The 20,661-nt window shown below is 50.8% G+C and carries 17 protein-coding genes; 14 read left to right on the forward strand and 3 right to left on the reverse strand.

Annotated features, from left to right (window positions below):
• Window positions 1-147 precede the first annotated feature (147 nt).
• The 4 genes from K7B67_RS07510 (at window position 148) to K7B67_RS07525 (ending at window position 5,667) form a co-directional block, all read left to right on the forward strand.
• Window positions 148-858, forward strand: a complete 711-nt coding sequence (locus K7B67_RS07510; protein ID WP_252179729.1) for a TetR/AcrR family transcriptional regulator — start codon at window positions 148-150, stop codon at window positions 856-858.
• A gap of 91 nt (window positions 859-949) precedes the next feature.
• Window positions 950-2,095 (forward strand): efflux RND transporter periplasmic adaptor subunit, encoded by a 1,146-nt coding sequence (locus K7B67_RS07515; protein WP_252179730.1) that lies wholly within the window; start codon window positions 950-952, stop codon window positions 2,093-2,095.
• Between the two features lie 2 nt (window positions 2,096-2,097).
• Window positions 2,098-5,151, forward strand: a complete 3,054-nt coding sequence (locus tag K7B67_RS07520; RefSeq protein ID WP_252179731.1) for an efflux RND transporter permease subunit — start codon at window positions 2,098-2,100, stop codon at window positions 5,149-5,151.
• A 75-nt stretch (window positions 5,152-5,226) separates the two neighbouring features.
• The gene (locus K7B67_RS07525) at window positions 5,227-5,667 is read left to right on the forward strand and encodes a hypothetical protein (RefSeq protein WP_252179732.1); all 441 of its coding nucleotides are present in this window, start codon (window positions 5,227-5,229) and stop codon (window positions 5,665-5,667) included.
• 82 nt (window positions 5,668-5,749) lie between these two features.
• Here K7B67_RS07525 and K7B67_RS07530 read toward each other — a convergent pair whose 3' ends face one another.
• A complete protein-coding gene (locus K7B67_RS07530; RefSeq protein WP_252179733.1) occupies window positions 5,750-6,043 on the reverse strand; it encodes an RNA-binding protein in 294 nt (97 codons plus the stop codon).
• A 410-nt stretch (window positions 6,044-6,453) separates the two neighbouring features.
• Between K7B67_RS07530 and K7B67_RS07535 the strand changes: the two genes are divergently transcribed.
• The 3 genes from K7B67_RS07535 (at window position 6,454) to K7B67_RS07545 (ending at window position 10,954) form a co-directional block, all read left to right on the forward strand.
• A complete protein-coding gene (locus K7B67_RS07535) occupies window positions 6,454-8,883 on the forward strand; it encodes a DNA translocase FtsK (protein ID WP_276576726.1) in 2,430 nt (809 codons plus the stop codon).
• A gap of 68 nt (window positions 8,884-8,951) precedes the next feature.
• Window positions 8,952-9,611 (forward strand): outer membrane lipoprotein chaperone LolA, encoded by a 660-nt coding sequence (gene lolA / locus K7B67_RS07540; RefSeq protein WP_252179734.1) that lies wholly within the window; start codon window positions 8,952-8,954, stop codon window positions 9,609-9,611.
• Between the two features lie 62 nt (window positions 9,612-9,673).
• Window positions 9,674-10,954: a replication-associated recombination protein A gene (locus tag K7B67_RS07545; RefSeq protein WP_252180549.1), complete on the forward strand. Its 1,281-nt coding sequence runs from the start codon at window positions 9,674-9,676 to the stop codon at window positions 10,952-10,954.
• 12 nt (window positions 10,955-10,966) lie between these two features.
• On the opposite strand, the gene K7B67_RS07550 is transcribed toward K7B67_RS07545, so the two are convergent.
• Window positions 10,967-11,674, reverse strand: coding sequence for a class I SAM-dependent methyltransferase (locus K7B67_RS07550; protein ID WP_252179735.1), 708 nt, complete (start codon window positions 11,672-11,674; stop codon window positions 10,967-10,969).
• A 238-nt stretch (window positions 11,675-11,912) separates the two neighbouring features.
• On the opposite strand from K7B67_RS07550, the gene crcB reads away from it, so the two are divergent.
• The 4 genes from crcB (at window position 11,913) to K7B67_RS07570 (ending at window position 16,892) form a co-directional block, all read left to right on the forward strand.
• The gene (gene crcB, locus K7B67_RS07555; protein ID WP_252179736.1) at window positions 11,913-12,299 is read left to right on the forward strand and encodes a fluoride efflux transporter CrcB; all 387 of its coding nucleotides are present in this window, start codon (window positions 11,913-11,915) and stop codon (window positions 12,297-12,299) included.
• 102 nt (window positions 12,300-12,401) lie between these two features.
• The gene (locus tag K7B67_RS07560) at window positions 12,402-14,123 is read left to right on the forward strand and encodes a hypothetical protein (protein ID WP_252179737.1); all 1,722 of its coding nucleotides are present in this window, start codon (window positions 12,402-12,404) and stop codon (window positions 14,121-14,123) included.
• A 136-nt stretch (window positions 14,124-14,259) separates the two neighbouring features.
• The gene (locus K7B67_RS07565) at window positions 14,260-15,381 is read left to right on the forward strand and encodes a transposase (RefSeq protein ID WP_252177622.1); all 1,122 of its coding nucleotides are present in this window, start codon (window positions 14,260-14,262) and stop codon (window positions 15,379-15,381) included.
• A gap of 131 nt (window positions 15,382-15,512) precedes the next feature.
• Entirely contained in the window at window positions 15,513-16,892 is a 1,380-nt protein-coding gene (locus K7B67_RS07570; RefSeq protein ID WP_252179738.1) for a mannose-1-phosphate guanylyltransferase/mannose-6-phosphate isomerase, read from the forward strand.
• A 10-nt stretch (window positions 16,893-16,902) separates the two neighbouring features.
• Here K7B67_RS07570 and K7B67_RS07575 read toward each other — a convergent pair whose 3' ends face one another.
• The gene (locus K7B67_RS07575; protein WP_252179739.1) at window positions 16,903-17,367 is read right to left on the reverse strand and encodes an Lrp/AsnC family transcriptional regulator; all 465 of its coding nucleotides are present in this window, start codon (window positions 17,365-17,367) and stop codon (window positions 16,903-16,905) included.
• 290 nt (window positions 17,368-17,657) lie between these two features.
• Here K7B67_RS07575 and hppD point away from each other — a divergent pair, with 290 nt between their 5' ends.
• The 3 genes from hppD to K7B67_RS07590 all read left to right on the forward strand — a co-directional run bounded on the left by hppD (window position 17,658) and on the right by K7B67_RS07590 (window position 20,559).
• On the forward strand, window positions 17,658-18,746 hold the full coding sequence (gene hppD / locus K7B67_RS07580) for a 4-hydroxyphenylpyruvate dioxygenase (protein ID WP_252179740.1): 1,089 nt from the start codon (window positions 17,658-17,660) through the stop codon (window positions 18,744-18,746).
• An 87-nt stretch (window positions 18,747-18,833) separates the two neighbouring features.
• A complete protein-coding gene (gene phhA, locus K7B67_RS07585) occupies window positions 18,834-19,625 on the forward strand; it encodes a phenylalanine 4-monooxygenase (RefSeq protein ID WP_252179741.1) in 792 nt (263 codons plus the stop codon).
• Between the two features lie 85 nt (window positions 19,626-19,710).
• Window positions 19,711-20,559: an alpha/beta hydrolase gene (locus K7B67_RS07590; RefSeq protein ID WP_252179742.1), complete on the forward strand. Its 849-nt coding sequence runs from the start codon at window positions 19,711-19,713 to the stop codon at window positions 20,557-20,559.
• The last annotated feature ends 102 nt before the right edge of the window (window positions 20,560-20,661 follow it).

Below are 20,661 nucleotides of genomic sequence, written 5' to 3' on the forward strand. Positions count from 1 at the left end.
AATCTCAATGCTTGGTTCAATTCATAAACCGAACATTGTTCACAACTCGTTTCCACGTTCTGGGGCTGTCGAAATGTGAAAAATAACTTGTATCAGTTCACCAAAAACGAATAATATTCGGTTTTACTTCCAACCGTTAGCATCCTTATGTCCAGACAGCAGAAACGCATTCAGAGAGAAGCCGGGGTCGTTGCTGCCACACTCCACCTGATGAAAGAGAAAAGCTTCCTTGATCTGCGCATGTCCGATGTGGCCCGGGCGGCAGAATGTTCTATGGGAGCCATCTATTCTCATTTCTCCAGTAAGGAAGATCTGCTGTTGGGGTGCGCGCATTTTCTGGCCCGGCAAAAAATTCAGGTGCTGCACCGGGTACTGGAGGCGGATCTGACTGCCATCGAAAAGATGGTCACCATTTCTTTGTGCATGTGGCAGGTGAACCAGGATAATCCCGAGCACTTTGCACTCTGTCAACTGGCCATGAACCCGAGCGTCTGGCGAAGAGCCTCTGCCAATCGCAGTCATGCCATGAACGAGTTGGGTGACCATATTGATCATCAGCTCAAGACGCTGGTTCGACTGTCACTGATCGAGAATGGTTATGAGGCCGTGTCTGATGCCCTGGTCACTGAGTTGTTGATGGGTCTCTGGGGGTTGTCCAGTGGCCTTTATCAGATTAAAGAGTCAGGTTTTGGTGTTTTCAATTCGGACTTTCAGGAAGACGACGGAGTGAACCTGCACCTGGCCAATATTGAACGTTATCTGGCAGGCTGGAATCTTGATTCTGTCGTTCCCAGGTCACGACTTAATCAGTTGGTGGACATTGTGAGTGCCTACACCACCCTGGAAGCAGTTGGTTGATATCGCGATCCCCTCAGGCAGGGGATTTTTTAGACTATTTTGCGAATGATATTCGGGGTTTGGTTGTCCCCTGTCCAAGAGGGAAACATTGATGAAATCGTTGTTCAGCCTGCCTAAAGGCAAGGCTTTAACTCATAACAAAAAGCCGGGTTACTCACCATTTTTCATAAGCTCATGGGTCGCTGCGGTGCTGCTTCTCACTGGCTGCTCGCAGCCACAGGAAGAGCACAAAGAGGTGGTTCGTCCTGTGAAGCTGTTCAAGGTGGAGAGCTCTAATGCCGGTAACTTACGACAGTTCCCGGCCAAGGTGTATGCCAGTGAGGAAGCCGAAATGTCTTTTCGCATTCCTGGTGAGCTGGTGGAGTTTCCTGTCAAACAGGCGGAAGAAGTCAGGAAAGGGCAGTTGCTGGCCAGGCTCGATGACCGCGATATACGTAATGAGCTGGCTGCCCGGCAGGCGGATTATGATCTGGCAAAAACAGAATATGGCCGGATTAAATCATTACACCAGAAAAAAATGGTCTCCCAGTCTGAGCTGGATAACGCCAGCGCCAGACTCAAGTCAGCCGGGGCGGCCCTGGAGTTGGCCAAAGATAAATTGGAGTACTCGGTGCTGACTGCGCCGTTTGATGGCCGGGTTGCCCAGACTCTGGTCGAGAACCATCAGTTTGTTCAGGCACAGCAGGCCATTCTTATTCTGCAGGGCAGCAATACTCTGGATGTCAGCATTCAGATTCCCGAGAGTATTGTATCCGGTATCCGCAAGGAGGATGTCGATTTCAGTTATCAACCCGTTGTCACGTTTGCCGGAAAACCCGGTGCTGAATATAAGGTCAGTTACAAAGAGCACGCCACCAGGGTCACTCCCGGTACCCAGTCTTACGAGGCGGTTTTCACGCTGCCTGTTCCTGAGGACTTAACGGTTTATCCCGGTATGGGCGCCACCCTGACTATGGATCTGGCAAAAGTTTCACCAGCAGCCAACGGCGGCGAGCACTTTGTTGTGCCTCTGTCTGCGGTGTTGAAAGACAATTCCACCGGCAAGGAGCAGGTCTGGGTATACGATGAGCAGAATAACACGGTGCATCCGGTTGCCGTGACCGTGGGTACTATTCTCCAGTCCGGTATTGAATTGACTTCAGGCCTTAAGGGAGGTGAGCGCATTGTTTCAGCCGGTGTCAATCGTCTGCGTCCCGGTATGAAAGTCCGGCCTTTGCAGCGTGAACGGGGGCTGTAACCATGAATATCGCAGAGTATTCGATTCGAAATAAAGTCGTCAGCTGGATGTTTGTGGTGCTGCTGCTGATCGGCGGTACGATCTCTTTCTTTGGTCTGGGAAAGTTGGAGTTTCCGGAATTCCCGATTCCCCAGGCTATGGTCAATACGGCTTATCCCGGAGCTTCACCCCAGCAGGTTGAAGAAGAGGTGACTTTGCCTCTGGAGCGGGCCATCCTGGAACTGGAATACGTAAAGAATATCGATTCTGTCTCCAGTGCGGGTCTCTCCCAGATCATGATAGAGCTGAAGGATGAGTTCACCGCCAGCGATCAGCCACAAATATGGGATGAGCTTCGCAGTCAGGTTAATGATGCCCAGTCGTCTATGCCACCAGGTGTCTTGCCTTCCATCGTCAACGATGACTTCAGTGATGTGTTTGGCATTCTGCTGAATATCAGTGGTCGTGACTTTAATTATCGTGAGCTGGAAAATTATGGCGACTTTCTTCAGCGCGAGCTTTCCCAGATTGATGGCGTCAAGAAAGTCAGTCTGGCGGGTACGGTTGACGAACAGGTGGTGATTGAAATCTCTCAGCCCAAAGCGGCGGCCCTGGGGGTTGATCCGGCCTATATCTTCAGTCTGATCCAGAATCAGAATGTAGTTTCCAATGCTGGCAAGATGTTTATCGACGGTTTTTCGGTGCGTATTCATCCCACGGGTGAGTTCAGGGACATCAGTGAACTGAAGCAGTTGTTGGTCAGCACGCCTGGCACCACTGAGCTGATCTACCTGGGTGATATTGCTGATGTTTACACCACCTTTGACGACACGCCGCAAAACCTTTATCGCAGCAACGGTGAACAGGCGATTTCCCTGGGCATCGCTTTTGCCAAAGGTGTCAACGTGGTGGATGTAGGGGAGGCCGTTAATGTCCGTCTGGCTGAACTGGAATCCAGTCGTCCTGTCGGGATCGATGTTACCTTTGTCTACGATCAGCCTGAAGTAGTCAGAGCGTCTGTGAATGGCTTTCTGGTCAGTCTGGCCCAGGCCATTGCCATTGTCATTGTCGTCTTGCTGTTTGCCATGGGGCTGCGTGCCGGCCTGCTGATGGGTGGCATTTTGCTATTGACCATTCTGGGCACTTTCATCGGTATGAAGGTGCTGGGGGTCGATTTGCAACTTATTTCCCTCGGGGCGTTAATCATTGCTCTGGGAATGCTGGTGGATAATGCCATTGTGGTTACCGAAGGGGTTCTGGTGGGTCTGCAACGGGGGCTTTCCCGAATGGCAGCCATCAAGCAGGTGGTGGCTCAGAACCAGTGGCCTTTGCTGGGCGCCACCGTGATTGCCATTATCGCCTTTGCGCCCATCGGCCTGTCGCCTGATACCACCGGTGATTTCATGGTTTCCCTGTTCCAGGTACTGCTACTGTCCCTTATGATCAGCTGGGTTCTGGCCATCACGTTGACCCCTTTTTTCTGTCACAGGGTGTTCAGGGAACCGTCTGAGGCCATGGTGGGCAGTGAATCCGATCCCTATAAAGGAGCCCTGTTTTCTTTTTATCGCTGGTTCCTGAACAAAGCTCTGAAGCACAGGATGGTTTCTCTGGCACTGACGGTGGCAGCGCTGGTCATCGGCGTTATTGGTTTTGGTTTTGTTAAGCAGTCATTCTTTCCACCCTCCAATACACCGATCTTTTTTGTCGACGTTTGGATGCAGGAAGGCAGTGATATTCGTACCACTGAAAAAGCTATCAGGCAGCTTGAGCAAGAGGTTCTGGCTTACGAGGGAGTAAAAAATGTCACTTCGGTGGTGGGTATGGGGGCCCAGCGCTTTATCCTGACTTATGCTCCACAAAAGAGTTACAGCAGTTACGGACAACTGATTATCGAGGTTGATGAAAGGGATCAGATGCAAGCGCTGATCGGTCCTATGGAAAAGGCTATGAGTAGCCAATACCCGGACATTGAATTCAAATTCAAGCTATTGCAGGTTGGCCCTTCACCCGCTGCCAATATTGAAGCAAGGTTCTATGGCTCAGACCCCGGTGTACTTCGGGAGCTGGGTGCCAAAGCCATGGCGATCATGGAGGCAGAGCCTGCCGCTGTCGACGTCAGACAGTCCTGGAGAGAGCAGGTCACTCTTGCCCGTCCGCAGTTTGATGAAGCCGCAGCCCGCAGAAGTGGTATTTCAAAACAGGCACTGGACGAGGCTTTGCTGGTGAACTTTACCGGCAAGCAGGTAGGAGTGTACCGGGATGGCAGTCATCTGTTGCCGATCATAGCCAGGGCGCCGGAAGAAGAACGCCTGAATGCCAATACGCTGACCGATCTCCAGGTATGGAGCCAGGAGCGAAGTGCCTTTGTGCCGGTGGCACAGGTGGTGAGCCGATTCGAATCGGCCACAGAAAATCCGCTGATTGTGCGTCGTAACCTGAAACGTGTACTGACGGTGATGGCAGACTCAAGACCCTTTACCGACGAAACACCGGAATCGGTTCGACAGAAGCTCAAGAAAAAAATTGAGTCCATTGCCCTGCCAGAAGGTTACACCCTGGAGTGGGGCGGTGAACACGAAATGTCCAGTGAAGCCCAGGGCAGTGTCTTTAAGTCGTTGCCAATGGGTTACCTGATCATGTTTATTATTACGGTTTTCCTGTTCAGCACCATCCGACAGCCGCTGGCTATCTGGTTTACTGTGCCCCTGGGGGTCATCGGGGTGTCGGCAGGTTTGTTGTTACTGAATATGCCTTTCACTTTCACAGCACTGCTCGGTTTATTGAGCCTTTCCGGTATGTTGATTAAGAATGGCATTGTACTGGTGGAACAAATCAATATTGAGGAAGAGAAAACCGGTGATCTTGCCAGGTCCATTATTGATGCTGCCGTCAGCAGGGTACGACCGGTGTGCATGGCGGCATTGACGACCATGCTGGGTATGATACCACTGGTGTTTGATGCTTTCTTCAGCTCCATGGCGGTGACCATTATCTTTGGTCTGGGCTTTGCAACCGTGCTGACCCTGATCGTACTTCCTGTGACTTATTCACTGCTTTACAAGGTGCGATACGACTGACAAAAGTGAACGTATAGTCGCTCCATTGGTCTACGCTGTGTTTTGGATATATAAACAGAGGGTTCAGATCAGATCATGTTGTTAAACAATAGAAATCGAATAGTCGGTATATCACTGGTGGTACTGGCGTTTATGCAGGTGGGCTGTGCAGGGAGGGACGCGCGCCCCATCGCTGTCCGGCAATACGGAGATATCAATCGCTCCTGTGCCGCCCTGGAAAGTGAAATCGTCTTTATTGAAGAGGAAATCAGAAGGCTATTACCCAAGACCGATAAAACCCGTAAAAACGTAGCGTTGGGAGTAGCCGGTGCGTTCGTTCTGGTGCCCTGGTTCTTTATGGATCTCAGTCAGGCAGAGCAGATTGAAATTGATGCCTATCGTCAACGCTACAATTACCTGCTAGGTCTGGTTCGGGATAAAAACTGCTCCAGTGCCGCAAGGGAACCTATTCCTGATTTTAACGGTTCCAGTGAAACCGGGCAGCAGGAAACCAGGAAAAAATCCGGGCAAAAATAATAAAAATTTAAGTACTTATCAGCAAGGATGCTGACAAGGGCTTCCCTGACCCTTTCAGACACCTCGGGTAAGATTCACTAAATCAATTATTGTTGACTGGCGGATTTTGCTTGCGGGACTTGCCGCCGTTGCGCTCTGTCGCGAAATTAACTCGCAGGGGCCTGCCACAGAGGTCTTTACCATCCATAGCCATAGCGGATTGAGCGTCATCGCTTTGAGCAAAAGTAATAAAAGCAAAACCTCGGGAGCGACCGCTTTCTTTGTCGGTAATCACGCGGATTTCATCGATCTCACCAAATTTCTCAAAAGCGTGCTGGAGGTCACTCTCATCACTGCTGAAAGGAAGGTTACCTATAAACAGTTTATTTTGTTGCATGGCTAACAGGTCTCCAAATATTGATTACCTTGAAACATTTTTTATCTCTTTTTTGTTCCTGAGGGAGAAGAAAAATGGTTTCTTTACTTAAGGTTTTTGGAATCATTTCCTTAGTATCGGGTTCTGGTGAATGGATCGCTCACTGGAACCGGACAGTCCGTAACTGAACACTGTGATCATCTGTCGGTGAAAACATCTATCCAGATTATAACCTCATTGTTTTATGTCAAGCCTGAAGTTGAAGCGAGTTATGATTGTGCTATTGTCGACCCGGAGCGAGACAGGCACATCCGTAATACTCAATGCTGGGATCATGAGCGAATAGCATGGTATCTTGAAATAACGACGAGCTGCTCTCTGTAAAAAGAGCACATATTGAAGAGCCTGACAGGAGATTAAACGGGAGCCGAATGTCCGAGATCACCAAAAAACACAAACGAGCCGCCAAAGAAAAGTCAATGCCCAGAGCCATAACAGGTATTCGTGATTCGGATTCTGGCCCGGGGGTTGCGCAAGCCAGTGCCCTGATACTGAGACTCAGAGAGGCCGGTATGTTATTCCTGCTGGTGCTGGCTGCTTTTACTGCATTGGCGCTGTTTTCATACAGTCCTGCGGATCCCGGCTGGAGCTATGTGGGCTATGAAGGCGAAGTAGCAAACAGCACAGGCAAAGCGGGAGCCTGGTTCAGTGATGTGCTGTTTTCACTGTTTGGCGTATTTGCCTGGTGGATACCGGTGCTGCTGGTTATCAAAGCGATGTTGGTTTTCCAATATCGATACAGCGCCTGGCACTGGCAACCCGGCTGGTTTGTGATGCGCTCACTGGGTTTGCTGCTGGCTCTGGCGACAGGGGCCGCGCTGGCTGCTATTCATCTGGAAGAAGTGGGTAAAAACCTTCCTGCCCAGAGCGGTGGCATCCTGGGTCAAATGCTGATGAAGCAGTCGCTGCCTGCTTTTAACCTGATCGGCAGTACATTGATTTTGCTGGCTGTTTTTCTGGTGGGGTTCACTTTATACACTCACCTGTCATGGTTTCGGTTACTGGACGCTGGCGGTCGGTTATTAAAGATAACGTTTGTCAAAATGGGCAGGGGTATTATTGCACTGTTAGCCATTGTCCAGACACGTATCGCCAGCTGGAAAGAACAGCGTGAACAGGATCGGGAAGCGTTTCAGTCGACTCAGCCTGAGCCGGTTCATGAGCCGGTTCATGAGCCGATTCAACCTGCTACCAGAGAACGCCGGGAGCCTGTGGTGGTTCTCCCGGCTCCACAACCTGAGGAAAAGCCCAAAACACTCAGCAAAATGACCATAAGTCATGAAGAAGATATTGTTGAAGTGCCACCAGAAGGTGAACTTCCCGGAGTGGCTTTACTGGACAGTATCAAAGGTCACGAGAACGGGGTTAATCAGGAAGAGCTGGACATAATCTCCCGACTGTTGGAAGCCAAACTGGCAGACTTTGGTGTGAAAGCCGAGGTGGTAGCTGTGCATCCGGGCCCGGTCATTACCCGTTATGAGATTCAGCCAGCACCGGGTGTTAAGGCCAGCAAGATTTCCGGCCTGGCCAGGGATCTTGCCCGCTCTCTGGCGGTGGTCAGTGTCCGGGTGGTTGAAGTGATTCCCGGCAAGTCAGTGGTAGGCATTGAAATCCCCAATGATGACCGGGAAACGGTCTTCTTTGCCGAGTTGATTGCTTCGAGAGCTTATGAAAAAGCAGAATCGCCACTCAGTCTGGCACTGGGGCACGATATTGCCGGTCAGCCGGTGGTGGTGGATCTGGCAAAAATGCCGCACCTGCTGGTGGCGGGCACTACAGGTTCAGGTAAGTCGGTTGGCGTGAATGCCATGCTGCTCTCGATGCTGTTCAAGTCCGGGCCGGAAGACGTTCGCCTGATTATGATTGACCCGAAAATGCTGGAGCTGTCTATTTACGATGGCATTCCTCATTTGCTCTCTCCCGTAGTGACCGATATGAAAGAGGCTGCCAACGCCCTGCGCTGGTGTGTGGCGGAAATGGAGCGTCGCTACAAGCTGATGGCAGCCCTGGGAGTAAGAAACATTGCGGGTTACAACAACAAGGTTAAGGAAGCGGCGGCTGCGGGTGAACCGCTGCGTGACCCATTCCACGAAGCCATGACCCTGGGGGATCTGGCCCCTGAGCTTGAAACCCTGCCTTTCATTGTCGTGGTAGTGGATGAGTTCGCCGACATGATGATGATTGTCGGTAAGAAGGTGGAAGAACTGATTGCCCGGATTGCCCAGAAAGCCCGTGCCGCCGGTATCCATTTGATACTGGCGACTCAGCGTCCTTCGGTGGATGTTATTACCGGCCTGATCAAGGCCAATGTTCCGACCCGGATCAGTTTCCAGGTGTCCAGTAAAATTGACTCCCGCACCATTATTGATCAGGGTGGGGCAGAGCAGTTGCTGGGCCATGGTGACATGCTCTATCTGCCACCGGGCACCAGTGTTCCTATTCGTGTTCACGGTGCTTTTGTCAGCGATGATGAAGTGCACCGAGTGGTCGCGGACTGGAAAAAACGGGGCCAGCCTGATTATGTCGAAGCCGTGCTCAATGGTGCTGAGACGGCTTCTGACGGCAGTGCCTTCAGTGGTGGGCTGGATGAAGATCCAGAGCAGGATGCCCTCTATGATGAAGCGGTCGCCTTTGTCACTGAAAGTCGCAGAGCGTCAATTTCGTCAGTGCAGCGTAAATTAAAGATCGGTTATAACCGTGCTGCCCGTATCATAGAGACGATGGAAATAGCCGGTGTGGTAAGCCCGGCAGGTCATAATGGTAATCGTGAGGTGATCGCACCACCTCCCGTGAAGGGTTGAATTGAGTGTTTAAGAAAGTTTTCCAAGTATCTGTAATATCAGTTGTTTTCAGTGTCTCGTTGCAAGTTATGGCAGCTCCGCTCCCGCTGGAAAAAACGCCAGCGACGCCTCCGACGGCGCAACCCGCAAAGGCGGTAGAGGCCAGCAAAGGCCTGAACGATGAGAAAGCTGCCCAGTCTCTGGCAGAAAAACTGGAGTCCCTGAAAAGCCTGACCGCTCATTTTCAGCAGGAAGCGGTCTCTTCCGATGGTCGAACTCAGACGGAGGCCGGTGAGATGCAGATGAAACGTCCTGATCTTTTTCGCTGGGTAACCAGGGAGCCGTTCGAGCAGGAGATTGTCGCCCATGGCAATAAAGTCTGGATGGTGGATCGTGAACTCCAGCAAGTGATCATTCAGAAGCAGGATACCCGTATGGCAAATACCCCAGCTCAACTGTTGACAGGCAATGCCCGTGAACTGTTGAAGCAGTACAACGTTTCTGTCTACAGTAAGGATCGCAATGAGAAATACACCCTGACACCCAAAGCGGAGTCAGACCTGTTTGAGAAGCTGGATATTGATTTTCATCAGGGAAGGCTGGCCGCTATTGAGCTGTCAGATTCTCTGGGTGGCAAACGCAGGATTTCGTTCTCCGAGGTTAAGGAAAACACTCAGTTGAATGACAGCCTGTTCGAGGTGACTCCTCCCAAAGGTTTTGATGTGATTGATGAGACCAAGAAGGGTTAACGGTGTATTCTGCTGGTTTGTTTGACGATGAGTCATCCCGATATGAGCCTCTTGCTGCCCGCATGAGGCCCCGCAATCTGGATGAGTACCTGGGTCAGGAGCATATCCTGGCCAGGGGTAAGCCCCTGCGCGAAGCCCTGGAGCAGGGGGCTATTCACTCCATGATTTTCTGGGGGCCGCCGGGGGTCGGGAAAACCACCCTGGCCCGGTTGGTGGCCGGTCTCTGCGATGCTCACTTTGAAACGCTTTCTGCAGTACTTGCCGGTGTCAAAGATATTCGGGCGGCAGTGGCGAGAGCCCGGGATGAGCAGATGACCCGTCAGCGGAAAACCATTCTGTTTGTGGATGAGGTGCATCGTTTCAACAAGTCTCAGCAGGACGCTTTTCTGCCCCATATTGAAGACGGCACCATCACATTTATCGGTGCGACTACCGAGAACCCTTCCTTTGAACTGAACAACGCCTTGCTCTCCCGGGCGCGGGTTTATGTGTTAAAACCACTGACGGATGATGCGCTCAGAGCAGTGCTTCGTCAGGCGTTATCTGACGAAAGAGGTTTTAAGGACGGTTTTAAGGACAATCCTGTTTCACTGGCGCCTGAAGCGGAAGATATCCTGGTTCGTTATGGTGATGGCGATGCCAGACGGGTTCTGAATATTCTGGAAGTGGCGGCAGACCTCAGTGACGATGGTCGGATTAAAGCGGCAACAGTGACTGAGATCCTGGCCGACAGTGGCCGCCGTTTTGACAAAGGCGGCGATGCCTTTTACGACCAGATTTCAGCGTTTCATAAATCCGTGAGAGGCTCAGATCCCGATGCCGCACTGTATTGGGCTGCCAGAATGGTGGATGGCGGCGCTGATCCGCTCTATATCATTCGCAGGCTGGTAGCCATTGCCAGTGAAGACATTGGCAATGCTGACCCGAGAGCACTGGAAATCACCATCAATGCCTGGCAGGCCTTTGAACGGTTGGGCAATCCGGAAGGCTTGCTGGCGCTGGCCCATGCCACGGTTTATTGCGCCTGTGCGGCCAAGAGTAACGCCGTTTATCTGGCCTGGAAGGCGGCGATGGCCGATGTCAAAGGCAACCCTTCCTTTGAAGTCCCGAACCATCTCAGAAATGCGCCTACCCAGCTGATGGGGTCTCTGGGCTACGGTTCTGACTACCGCTATGCCCACGACGAACCCAATGCCTACGCAGCCGGTGAATGTTATTTTCCAGAGACTATGGAAGCCCGGAAGTACTACCAGCCCAATGATCGTGGGTTGGAAATCAAGATTCGGGAAAAGCTTGAGAAGCTGGCGCAATGGGATCAGCAAAGCCCCGTTCGCCGACGGTAATGGCTCTGAAGCTCAACTCGCCTGAAATACCATAATCGCTGCCGGATAGTCTGGCAGCTCGGCCAATATCTGATGATCCAGCAGACGCCATCGGGCCTGCTCACCGATGGCAACCAGCTGGGCAATACTTTCCGGAAAATCATATTGGCTGACGTGATCCAGAACAAAGTTTTTCCAGTCACCCTGCAATGCCGAAATACTTCTGAAATACTGGCCGACCTTTTCGATGTAATCATCCCGGCTCTGGTGATTGAGCCTGATGGCATCAATCATCACAAACAGGCCGTCAGGTTCGGCCTTGTTCCTGAGTTCCGAGAAAAGCGCCTGTTTTTCCGACAGGGAACCATGGTGAATGGCGAAGCTGCTGAAGATCAGGTTGTAGGAACCTTTAGCAGGCAAAGGTTCGAAGATATTACTGAGAAAGAACTGTGAAACGACACCGGGTTGCTGCATATTCTGCCTGGCTATGGCTAACACAGACTCAGCAAGATCGACCGCAGTGTAAGAGGTCAGCGACAACCTTCTGGTCATCTCTGGCACCAGTGAGGCATCACCACAGCCAAGGTCGAGCAGGTTTACTTTTTGATCGCCGTAGTGCTGCATGAGTTTATCGGTGGCAAGACGCATCAGCTGCTGGTGGCCCATAACATTGTTATCCACCAGCCAGCGGTAGCACTGCCATTGCTCATTGAAAATATCGACTTCTGAATGATGATTCATCGGTTTAAGGGTCTGCTTTGGCGATGGAATGAATCACTACTATTGAAGCAGGTCTGGGGGATCTGTCCAGTCGTTGACTCGTTCTTCCCGCTGCCAATGCCCGGAAGCCCGTGGTATCTTGGCGGACATCCAACTTGACTGGTTTTGTCCAACATTTGTCCAACATAGCCTCAGTCATAAATTCTGGCTGAATGATGTTATGGGCAGGGCTGTGACCAGAAAACACACAGGAATGATAATGCAAGCTACACACTGGATAGCCGTTGCGGCGGGGGGGGCACTGGGAGCCGTCCTCAGAGCCTTTGTCTATGAGCTGTTTGTACTGACCCGTAATCCTCATTGGCACCATTATCCGACCCTGACGGTTAACCTGGTGGGCTCAGTCATTATGGGTGTTTGCTGGTACCTGCTGGCAGAAAAAGCCATGTTGTCACCCACCTGGAAGCTCTTTGTGATGACGGGCTTTCTGGGCGCTTTGACCACTTTCTCAACCTTCTCCCTGGATCTTATGAGGTTGCTTCAATCCGATCAGTTTCTGACAGCCCTGCTCTATGGACTTGGCAGTGTGCTCGTTTGTCTGCTGGGGACCTGGCTGGGTTATCAGGGTATCCGCTGGGCGCTTTAGCCGCTGGCTACACACTTAACCGTTTATCGGTTTTTCTGCATCGGCCAAAAGGCTGTTCTATGCTTCCTCAATTTCTTAGGGAAGAGGGGTAGGAGGCGTAGCGTGTACCTTTTTCGATTTATCTGGATCCTTGTTTTCAATCTGGTGCTGGCAGCTTACTGTTGGGGCAGTGCCAGTTCACCTGGGGAGAGAGCAGCCAGGAATGCTGAGAACAATCTCAACAAACTCTATTTTAATTACGTTTTTGCCGAAGAAAACGAGAGGCTGCTAAGAGCCATCATGGTTTCAGTGCGGCGACTTTATGACCGCAACGAGTTAGAAAAGAGTTTGGAAAGTCACTCCGCTCCAGATCATCAGATAGCAGACCGGCAGCAGCTACTCACCGACCTCGTTCAACAGGCCACCCGCCATGCTATTGCGAAAATCAATGGTAGCGATGAGCTAGGTAACAGTGATCTGCCCATGTTTCATATCCTGCAGGCACTCAGCAATGCGCCATCCATGCAGGAATCTCTGGATGTTGTTCATTGGTATAGCACCCAGCCGGTGCTGCTTAATGGCGTCATGGCTGAAGATCGTATGGACTCCTTGGAGAACCTGATTCAGGAAGCGGTTCACAACAGTTTCAGAGAATTCCCGTCCAACCCACCCAGCCGGGAACAGCTAGCCCGGCAACTCGGTTTTATTCTGCTGGAAATGCAGGAGCTTTTTCTCCGGGGCAAGGTGCTTCGTTCTCTGAGTTACAAGATAGACAAGCAAAAACAGAACCCGAAGATTGCCAGCGACCCGGCATTTAAAATCTACCTGTCCCTGCTGACTGAGACTTTTAACAAAAATCCTACTCTCTGGCACACCAACAGCAAAGGTCGTCAATATCAGGAAGACCTTTCGGCCCTGTTTATAAAAGCCGCAGATCGTGAAGATTACGGTAATGAGTGGTACCAGCAGATCCGCAAGATTCTGGATGGTCAAAAGCCGGTGCGTGTCACTCCACCACCATCTGACCAGAGATCGGCCAGGCATCACTACGATGATGATGACGACGAAGAGGAAGGTTGGTTCGAACTTACGCCCCTTAGAGTAGTACTTGGGGTGGGTGCGATTTATGGCGGATTTCTCACCATTATTGCTTGTTTGGCTATCTTTGGTAGCGATACGGAATCGGCCATGCGGGAACGGCGGCAGGAAGAGGAGCTGCAAGAGAAGTTAGGCAAAGCACTTTACAAACCGGGTCAGAAAGGTGCCAAAAGAAAAGGTGCCAAAAGAAAGGGCTTGAGACCCCGAAAGGGTAACAAACCGGGTCAGCAAGATTCTGAAGACGAAGAACAATACCCGAAACCTACAAAGAAGACCCTTAAGGAGATCATTGACATTAAGAAAACCGTTTCAGACAGACTGTGGGATAATTTAATGTACCGAGTCGGGATTGAGGCCGGAGTTCTGTCTCCCCTTTTGTGCAATATGGATCCGACTGATGTCGCTATACAGATAGCGTTCGAAAAAATCTCCCGATATTTGCATGAAAAAGGCTATATCGTCACAGATGAAGAGAGAGAGCGTCAGAGACAGGCGCAAAGAGAATATGCAGAGCGCTGCCAACGGGAGCAGGAAGAGGCTGCCAAAAGAGGCAGAACGTATAACCACACCAATACCAACACCAACTCTGGAACAACCTCTGAACAAGACCAATCCGGGTCTTCATTCGACTCCTTTTTCGAATTCGCTTATGAGAATTTTCCAAGCGGCGATGTCGAAGGTGGCGCCACCTTTGGTACTGGGACTACTGGCGAGGCTCAGGGGCAGGATGCAGAGTGGGAGTTTTAGTAGCAGTAATTCTTAATTTTACCAATTCCCGCGTAAAGCATCGCCCAATCGGGCGGTGATACAAGCGGTCAGTCCGCAGGACTGATAATAAACATCAAGGTTTACGAAAGGCAATGCTTTCTGTAAAATATTTCGCATGAAGACTAAGCGAGCCTACAAAGAACGATTCTACCCAACACCTGGGCAAACTCAGCTACTTGCTCAGTCGTTTGGTTGTGCTCGATTTGTTTATAACAATACGCTTCGTTTTCGCACTGATGCCTACTACAAAGACGGGAAATCCATATCCCACTCTGAGGTAGAAAAAAGGCTTGTCTCGCTCAAGACAGAGTTTCCATTTCTGGCTGATGTATCCAGCGTGATTCTTCAACAAAAGCTTAGAGATCAGCAAGAGGCTTTCAAGAAATTTTGTAATGGAAAAGCCAAATACCCTAAATTCAAGAAAAGACACTCAAGACAAAGTATCCGGCTAACAAAGGCCGCTTTCAGATACAAAGATGGTCAGCTTTTCATTGCCAAAAGCAAAGATCCGCTGAATATCCGGTGGAGCCGACCGCTGTCTTCTGATCCTTCAAGTATCACCATCATCAAAGATCGGGCAGGCCGGTACTTTGTGTCCATGCTGTGTGAGTTTGAAGCTAAACCAATGCCTATTAGTAACAAGACAGTAGGCATTGATTTAGGTTTGAATGATCTGTTCATCACTTCAGAGGGTGAAAAATCCGGTAACCCAAGGCACACCAAACGCTACGAGATAAAGCTCGCCTATCTTCAGCGTCAGATGTCAAAAAAGCAAAAAGGCAGTAGCAACAGAGCCAAAGCAAAGCTCAAGGTTGCACGACTTCATGCCAAGATTGCCGATTGTCGGATGGATGCCACCCACCAGGCATCACGCAAACTCATTAACGAGAACCAAGTTGTTTGCGTAGAGTCTCTGAACGTGAAGGGCATGATCAAAAATCCAAAGCTGGCAAAGCATATAGCCGATGCAAACTGGGGAGAGTTTGTCCGTCAGTTGAAATACAAGGCTGATTGGGCGGGTAGAGGTCTGGTTAAGATAGACCGTTTCTTTCCAAGTTCTAAACGCTGTTCCAGTTGCGGATTTGTCCATGAAAGTCTGCCGTTGTCTATTCGTGAATGGGAATGTCCGGAATGCAAAACCCATCACGACAGGGACATTAACGCAGCGAAGAATATCAAAACCGCTGGACTGGCGGGGTTAGCCTGTGGAGCGACTGGAACGGGGGTAGAGGCTTAAAAGCCCCTACCTAGGGAAGGCGTGACGAAGCAGGAAGGTTCTTGGAGCGATCTAAGAACCCTCGCCCGAAAGGGCGGGGAGTGTCAGGGCATCATTGGTCTCTGGAGAGAGGCAAACAAGGTGGACAACACATGATACCGGTTATTCTTTCAGGGGGCAGTGGTACACGCCTGTGGCCGTTAAGCCGGAAAGACCATCCAAAACAGTTTCTGCGGTTACTTTCGGATGACTCGCTGATCCAGGAAACTCTGCTTCGCCTGAGGGGCGTTACTGAGCAGAAGCCTGTTGTCATCTGTCATGAATCCCATCGCTTCAAAGTGCTCGAACACAGCCGCCAGATCAATCAGCCACTGGCATCGATTTTTCTTGAACCTGTGGCCAGAAATACCGCACCGGCTCTGGCATTGGTTGCCTTGCAACGGGTGGCGCTGGGCAAAAACGAGCCTTTGCTGGTGCTGCCAGCGGACCATAGGATACTCGACACCAAGGCATTTCAGCAGACACTGAACATCGCTGAACAACATGCCCTGACCGGGGCGCTGGTATCCCTCGGCGTTGAGGCGGAGGAGCCTCATACAGGTTATGGCTACATCAAACGGGGAGGGCAGAAGGGCAATGCCTACCGGATAGAAAGTTTTCATGAAAAGCCTGATCTGGAGACCGCCACAAGCTATGTGGAATCGGGAGATTATTACTGGAACAGCGGTATTTTCATGTTTCAGCCCGAGGCCTACCTGGATGAATTGCAGCGTAATGAGCCAAGTATTGTTGTAGCCTGTCACGAAGCCCTGAGTGGCTTGCATGGTGATCTGCAGTTTCTGCGAATTGATGAAAAGGCCTACGCCAGAAGCCCTTCCAACTCTATTGATTATGCCGTTATGGAACATGCCCGAAAAGGCGTGGTGGTTCCTGTCGCCTGTGGTTGGTCTGATATTGGCAGCTGGACTGCGCTTCAGGCTTGCTCCGAATCGGATAAGAATGGCAATGTCATTAACGGCAAAGCGATTGTCGAGCAATGCCGCAACAGCTATATCCGTTCCGGTCACAGAACCATAGCCGCAGTGGGTGTTGATAATCTGGTGATTATCGACAGTCACGATGCCGTCATGGTGGCTGCTGCCGATCATGTTCAGCAGGTGAGCGGACTGGCAAACCAGTTTCAGGCTGATGCCAGCGGTTCGTTGTTGCAAGAGGAAGAAGTTTTTCGTCCTTGGGGCCATTACAAAAACCTGTCGGTGGATAAAGGCTATTGCGTCAGGAAACTCAGCATTCTTCCGGGAGCATCCTTGTCTGAGCACAGCCATAAGCTGAGATCTGAAAGCTGGGTTGTGCTCAAGGGAGAGGCGCGGGTTTATCTGGATGGTCAGATCCATGACCTGGGGCCGGGCGAGTCGATCAATATTAAAAGCCCGCTCAAACACAGGCTAGAAAATATCGGTAAGGGCACGTTGGAAGTGATTGAAACCCAAACAGGGCCGACTCTCTCGGAAGAAGATATTGATCGGGTCTAGGAGCCTGATTTCACAAAGGCAACGCTGTCGTAGATTTAACCGAGGCCAGGGCCAGGGCGGTTTTGACATGACTGACGCCGGGCAGGGTCAGCAGTTCTTTCATGATAAATTCATTCAACGCCTGACTGCTGGGTGCCATGACTTTTAACAGATAGTCGCCGTCGCCGGTTATTGAGTGGCACTCCAGTATCTGATCCATAGGAAGAATAGATGTCTGGAAACTTTCGGCAGAATGCTTGTGATGGGTTTCCAGTGTCACGGTGACAAACGCCGAGACATCCAAACCCAGTGCCTCCGGGTTCAACTGTGCCACCTGCCTTCTGATGTAACCCAGTTTTTTCAGACGGTTAATACGTCTGGAACACTGAGAGCTGGACAGATTGACCCTGTGAGCCAGGTCTGCCAGAGAGACTCCATCTTCCTTCTGCAGACTATCCAGAAGACTTACGTCGTACTTATCCAAAGATTCAGTCATCGTGAACAGGGTCCTGATATGCAATCAAATTGCATGATGTTGTTGTATTGCTTTTTATGTTGCAACCATTTTGCATGACCACCCTTTTATACTCTATCTAATGTGGAAATGCAGCTCTTTCAATGAGTACTATCGCTCAGCTATAACCATTGAACCAGGGTGCAACCAGCCTTGAGCTGAACAATAAAAATCGAATAAACGTCTGATGTGCCAAGGATTGGCCGTTAGACAAAACAGCGGACTTTACAGGGACAGTTAGCCCGAAGTCATCCATACAATGAGGATCATTTATGAAAGGTATTGGTCATTCTGCACAGGTTTCTGACATCAATCCCATGGGAACAGACGGTTTTGAGTTCGTAGAGTTTGCCTCTGCCGAACCCGCTGCGCTCCATGATTTCTTCACCAGCCTGGGTTTTCAGGCAGCCGCTCATCATAAAGTCAGGGATGTCACTCTTTACCGGCAGGGCGATATCCATTTTCTGGTGAATGGTGATGCCGGCAGTTTTGGTCATGGTTTCTATCAACAGCATGGCCCCTGCGCCTGCTCTTTTGGTCTCCGGGTGGCCGATGCTGAATATGCCCTGGAGCGGGCCTTGAGTCTGGGCGCAGAACAAGGTGAGTCTGAATATTCTGTGGATGGTCGTGAAATCCCCTGTATCGTTGGTATTGGCGGTGCACTGGTTTACCTGGTTGAACGTTATGGCCCGGCGGGTACTCCTTACGACAGCGATTTTGAATTCGTTCAGGATCAGAAAGCAGCGCCTGCAGTGGGTCTCGAAATTCTTGATCACCTGACCCACAATGTCGCCCGTGGCAATATGGACAAGTGGGCCGGTTTTTACGAAACCCTCTTTAATTTTCGTGAGATTCGTTACTTTGATATTGAAGGCAAACTGACGGGGCTGAAGTCCCGGGCCATGACCAGCCCCTGTGGCAAGGTCAGGATTCCCATCAACGAGTCTTCCGATGATAAAAGTCAGATCGAAGAATATCTTGAGCAATATAAGGGGGAGGGCATCCAGCACATTGCCCTGACAGCTGCAAATATTTATGAAGCGGTAGACAGAATGAGGGGATTGGGAGTTAAATTCATGACGCCGCCACCGGACACCTACTACGAAATGCTCAGTGAACGTCTGCCATGGCATGGGGAGAATGTTGAAGACCTGAAAGCCAGGGCTGTCCTGATGGACGGTGCGCCCACTGCAGACGGTGGTTTGCTGCTGCAGATTTTTACCGAAACCGCCATCGGGCCCATCTTCTTTGAGATTATCCAGCGTAAAGGCGACGAAGGTTTCGGTGAGGGTAATTTCAAGGCACTGTTTGAAAGCATGGAGCGTGATCAGATTCGTCGAGGTGTCTTGCAGGAAAACTGATTTTTCTGGTATCTCTCAGGTCGTGGTAGCTGCCAACTTTCGGGCGGCCACGAGCCTGAAATGCAGCCCATCATAAGGAATTTCAGATTGAAGAAGCCCACTCACTATGTAGCCCGCAAACCTGACGAACAAGGTTTTATCGAGTATCCGCCCGAAGAGCATGAAACCTGGCGCATACTCTATGAACGTCAGATTAAAGCGGTGGAAAACAGAGCCTGCCCCGAGTTTATCAGGGGGCTGGACATTCTCGGCCTGTCTGCTGATGAAATCCCGCAGCTGAATGACATCACTGAAAAACTGCGCAAGTGCACCGGCTGGTCCGTGGCCAGGGTGCCGGCGCTGATCTCTTTTGACCGTTTTTTTGAATTACTGGCTAATCGTCAGTTTCCGGTAGCCACGTTTATCCGCACCCGTGAGGAGCTGGATTATCTTCAGGAGCCGGATATCTTTCATGAGATTTTTGGCCACTGTCCTTTGTTAACCAACCCGGATTTTGCTCAATTGACTGAAACCTATGGCCAGTTAGGGCTCAAGGCCAGTAAGGAAGAACGGGTTTATCTTGCAAGGCTGTATTGGATGACCGTAGAGTTTGGTCTGGTCACCACAGATCAAGGGCTGCGCATCTATGGCGGAGGTATTCTTTCCAGTTTTAAGGAAACCCGGTATGCCGTGGAAAGCAGTGCTCCTGAACGTCTCCCTTTTGATTTAATGACGGCTTTGAGAACTCCTTACCGCATCGATATTCTTCAGCCTGTCTATTTTGTTCTCCAGTCGCTTTCAGAGTTGCATCGTCTGACAGAAATGGATCTGATGGCACAAGTGCATGAAGCTATGAAACTGGGGTTATTAGAGTCAAAATTCACACCCAAAAGCCCCTGACTATTGCTGGCACAAGGGGCTGGTTGCTTTACCTCTAAGATCCTGATAGTTTTCGGCACTTTTGTGGGGCTGGCAAGAGAGTGTTATGGAGCCTGTAGAAATCGAAATCAGTGTCGGGCGGATGAACTTCTCCGGTCAGGAATGGGGTGACCCAAATGGCAAGCCTTTGATTGCCCTGCACGGCTGGCTGGACAACGCCGCCAGCTTTGCCCCCCTGGCTCCTTTTCTGAAAGGTGTGCGCTTGATTGCCATTGATCAGGCCGGTCATGGACGTTCCTCTCATCGACCTGAGGAAGCGGATTATGCTATCTGGCATTATGTCGAAGACCTGGTTGGGATTGTCGACACTCTGGAGCTGGAGTCTTTCAGTTTAATCGGACATTCAATGGGGGCCATTGTTTCAGTGATGGCTGCCGCCATCCTGGGTGATCGGGTTGAGAAAGCGATTTTGCTGGATGGCCTTTTTCCCATGCCCAGAAAACCAGAAGATAGCCCCGATGCACTGGCGGCGTATATTCAGGAACGAAAAGCCTTTCGAAAAGGTAAGCCCGTCAATCGTTACCGCTCTTTGGAGCACGCTATTCGTATCCGTTGCCTGGGGCAGTTTCCGGTGACGCGGGACTCTTCAGCCTTGCTGGTGGAGCGGGCTTTATTCCAGGACGGTGATGCCTGGACCTGGCGCACCGACCCACGTCTGAAATTGCCTTCACCCACTCGTTTTACCGAAGAACAGGCGCTGGCCTTTGCTGAACAGATGAGCTGCGAGGCTCACATGCTCTACGCCAAAGACGGCTATGTTGATGCCCTGATCGAGCCATACCGTGAACGTCTTGAACCTATTCAGTTTTATCCGATGGCGGGTACGCATCACTTTCATATGGATGGGGAGACAGGTTCTGTGGCCAAGGTAGTGAATACTGTGATGCATTCTTGATTGGGTCAGGGTCAACTCCCTGTTGGCATCCTCCTCCTGATCCAGTGAAGGTCTTGCGCAGCTTGGAAAAGACGTGTCGCTACAACAAGTGCAGGCAAAGGG

The organism is Endozoicomonas sp. 4G (assembly GCF_023822025.1).
In the GTDB taxonomy this organism is placed as follows: Bacteria; Pseudomonadota; Gammaproteobacteria; order Pseudomonadales; family Endozoicomonadaceae; genus Endozoicomonas_A.

What these genes read in the sequence shown, in the direction of transcription:
- K7B67_RS07575 (WP_252179739.1), bottom strand. Translation starts at nt 17,367, where the DNA reads ATGACTGAATCTTTGGATAAGTACGACGTAAGTCTTCTGGATAGTCTG.
- K7B67_RS07545 (WP_252180549.1), top strand. Translation starts at nt 9,674, where the DNA reads ATGAGGCCCCGCAATCTGGATGAGTACCTGGGTCAGGAGCATATCCTG.
- K7B67_RS07530 (WP_252179733.1), bottom strand. Translation starts at nt 6,043, where the DNA reads ATGCAACAAAATAAACTGTTTATAGGTAACCTTCCTTTCAGCAGTGAT.
- crcB (WP_252179736.1), top strand. Translation starts at nt 11,913, where the DNA reads ATGCAAGCTACACACTGGATAGCCGTTGCGGCGGGGGGGGCACTGGGA.
- K7B67_RS07565 (WP_252177622.1), top strand. Translation starts at nt 14,260, where the DNA reads ATGAAGACTAAGCGAGCCTACAAAGAACGATTCTACCCAACACCTGGG.
- K7B67_RS07510 (WP_252179729.1), top strand. Translation starts at nt 148, where the DNA reads ATGTCCAGACAGCAGAAACGCATTCAGAGAGAAGCCGGGGTCGTTGCT.
- K7B67_RS07535 (WP_276576726.1), top strand. Translation starts at nt 6,454, where the DNA reads ATGTCCGAGATCACCAAAAAACACAAACGAGCCGCCAAAGAAAAGTCA.
- K7B67_RS07550 (WP_252179735.1), bottom strand. Translation starts at nt 11,674, where the DNA reads ATGAATCATCATTCAGAAGTCGATATTTTCAATGAGCAATGGCAGTGC.
- K7B67_RS07515 (WP_252179730.1), top strand. Translation starts at nt 950, where the DNA reads ATGAAATCGTTGTTCAGCCTGCCTAAAGGCAAGGCTTTAACTCATAAC.
- hppD (WP_252179740.1), top strand. Translation starts at nt 17,658, where the DNA reads ATGAAAGGTATTGGTCATTCTGCACAGGTTTCTGACATCAATCCCATG.
- K7B67_RS07520 (WP_252179731.1), top strand. Translation starts at nt 2,098, where the DNA reads ATGAATATCGCAGAGTATTCGATTCGAAATAAAGTCGTCAGCTGGATG.
- K7B67_RS07570 (WP_252179738.1), top strand. Translation starts at nt 15,513, where the DNA reads ATGATACCGGTTATTCTTTCAGGGGGCAGTGGTACACGCCTGTGGCCG.
- K7B67_RS07590 (WP_252179742.1), top strand. Translation starts at nt 19,711, where the DNA reads ATGGAGCCTGTAGAAATCGAAATCAGTGTCGGGCGGATGAACTTCTCC.
- K7B67_RS07525 (WP_252179732.1), top strand. Translation starts at nt 5,227, where the DNA reads ATGTTGTTAAACAATAGAAATCGAATAGTCGGTATATCACTGGTGGTA.
- lolA (WP_252179734.1), top strand. Translation starts at nt 8,952, where the DNA reads ATGGCAGCTCCGCTCCCGCTGGAAAAAACGCCAGCGACGCCTCCGACG.